Below are 2,517 nucleotides of genomic sequence, written 5' to 3'. Positions count from 1 at the left end.
GAACGAAACCGCTCGCGCGGTAGGGGCTCCGGCCATCGCGTGCGGTTCATGGGAGGTCCGCCGCGCGGTTCGGTATGTTGGCGAATGAGGCAATCCGCCTCGTTCTCCAGCAGGAGCCCAATCATGACCTCCTCACAGACAAACGCCAGTCCACTGCGCCAACGCATGATCGACGACATGCGCATGCGCCAGCTTTCGCCCAAGACGCAGGACACCTATCTGCGCATCGTGCGCGAATTTGCCCGGTTTCTCGGGCGCTCGCCTGATACGGCCACCGTCGAGGACCTGCGACGCTACCAGCTGCATCTGGTCGATCACGGCACATCGCCCGTGTCACTGAACCACGCGATTACCGGCCTGAAGTTCTTCTTCGAGGTCACGCTCGACCGGCCCGAGCTGATGGTCAGGATGCAGCCGGTGCGCGTTCCACGCATATTGCCCGTTGTGCTCAGTCCCGATGAAGTGCGCCGCCTCATTGAGGCGGCGGGCAACCTGAAACACCAGACCGCCCTGTCGGTTGCATACGGTGCCGGGCTGCGCGCAAGCGAAGTGGTGGCCCTGAAGGTCGGCGACATCGACAGCCAGCGCATGACGCTGCGCATTGAGCAGGGCAAGGGGCGCCGTGACCGCTACGCCATGCTCTCACCGGTGCTGCTCGAGCGCCTGCGTGTCTGGTGGCACGTGGCCCGGGCCCAGGGCAAGATGCTGGATGGCGGGTGGGTCTTTCCCGGGCTCGATCCCGTCGACCCGCTCAGCACGAGGCAGATGAACCGCGCCATCCATGCCGCGGCCGAGGCCGCACACATCGACAAGCGCGTTTCCATGCATACCTTGAGGCACAGTTTTGCGACACACCTGCTCGAGCAGAAGGTGGACATCCGCGTGATCCAGGTGCTGCTCGGGCACGTAAAGCTCGAGAACACTGCGCTCTACGTCCAGGTGGCCACCGACCTGCTGCACGAGGTCACCAGTCCTCTAGACCGCCTGCCCTCCGAGTAAGCTCGCGCGCTGTAGCGCCTCATGCTTGAGGTTGCGGACATCTTCCGCACCCACGGGCCAGCGTGGCGAGCAACGGCACACCTGAGCCTGGGGCAGCTGAAGGTCATGTCGGCCATCGAACAGTGCCGCACCGCGGCGCTGGGCGGGCATGTGCTGCGCTGTTCCGGCTGCGAGCACATCGAGGTCGCTTACAACTCCTGTCGCAATCGTCACTGCATGAAGTGCCAGGCCAGTGCCGCACACCGCTGGCTCGAAGCACGCCAGGCCGATCTGCTGCCCGTGGAGTACTACCACTTAGTGTTCACGCTGCCCGCGCCGATCGGCGCGATCGCCTGGTACAACAAGACGGTGATCTACGGGCTGCTGTTCGACATCGCCGCCGAAACACTGCGTACTATCGCCGCGGATCCGAGGCACCTGGGCGCACAGATCGGCGCCACGCTGGTGCTGCACACCTGGGGCTCAGCGCTCACGCATCATCCGCACGTGCACGGTATCGTTCCCGGTGGCGGCCTGTCGCCCGATGGTGAGCGGTGGATTGCGTGCAGGCCCGGCTTCTTCCTGCCGGTGCGCGTCCTGTCACGCCTGTTCCGGCGCCGCTTCCTCGAAGCACTTGCAGACGCACACCGACGCGGCAAGCTGCAGTTCTTCGGCGAGTATGTGGGGCTCGCGGATCCAGCCGCCTTTGCGCGGTGGCTTGTACCGCTACGTGCCTGCGAGTGGGTCGTATACGCCAAGCGCCCGTTTGCAGGACCGGCAGCGGTGCTCGAGTACCTCTCACGCTATACGCACCGGGTCGCGATCTCCAATCAACGCCTGGTCGCATTCGATGAGCGCGGCGTGACCTTCCGCTGGAAGGACTACCGTGCAAAGGGGCGCACCCGCTACAAGATCATGACGCTGGAAGCCGGTGAGTTCATGCGCCGCGTCCTGCTGCATGTGCTGCCCGGCGGCTTCCATCGCATCCGTCATTACGGGCTGCTGGCCAACCCGGTGCGCCGCGCCAACCTCGCGAAGGTGCGTGAGTTACTGGACGTCGTGCCCGAGGTCCCCACCCAGCCCGACGAAACCGAGGTTGCTGTCGCTCCGGTCTTCGTCTGCCGGCACTGCGGTGCGCCGATGATCGTCATCGAGATACTGGATCGAACTGCGCCCATTCGCGCACCACCCATGCGGCGAGGTGAAACGTGAGCGCAACGCTCCCTGCACCTATAGCCCGACCGTCGGCTCTGCGGCAACGCGGCCCACGGGCGGACGTTTGCGCCTGTCGCTTCGCGCAGTCCCTCGCGCGTCCGCTTCGCCATCACAATTGCGCCACTGCACCGCTTCATCACCGCGTCAGCGCGCATCCAGCATCCCGCCTGACCACGCATCCATCAACATTGCCGGGCATCCCGGCCTATCAATCGCCATAGCCTCAAAAACTCCGACCGCATCGGGGCACTCCGCGGTTTCCTCCATCGAGGCTCGTTCGACGCCTGCCAGCGAAGCGCGGTGGCGCATTCACATTCCTGCGGA

Annotated in this window: 2 protein-coding genes; both read left to right on the top strand. The window is 65.0% G+C overall.

The features are described from left to right. Positions 1-123: 123 nt before the first annotated feature. Entirely contained in the window at positions 124-999 is an 876-nt protein-coding gene (locus ACSQ83_RS35740; RefSeq protein ID WP_436231358.1) for a tyrosine-type recombinase/integrase, read from the top strand. 21 nt (positions 1,000-1,020) lie between these two features. Continuing rightward, positions 1,021-2,190 (top strand): IS91 family transposase, encoded by a 1,170-nt coding sequence (locus tag ACSQ83_RS35735; protein ID WP_436231357.1) that lies wholly within the window; start codon positions 1,021-1,023, stop codon positions 2,188-2,190. Positions 2,191-2,517: the final 327 nt, after the last annotated feature.

It is taken from the genome of Caballeronia sp. LjRoot29 (assembly GCF_964252755.1).
Lineage (GTDB): Bacteria > Pseudomonadota > Gammaproteobacteria > Burkholderiales > Burkholderiaceae > Caballeronia.
This window is presented reverse-complemented; position numbering and strand designations above follow the sequence as displayed.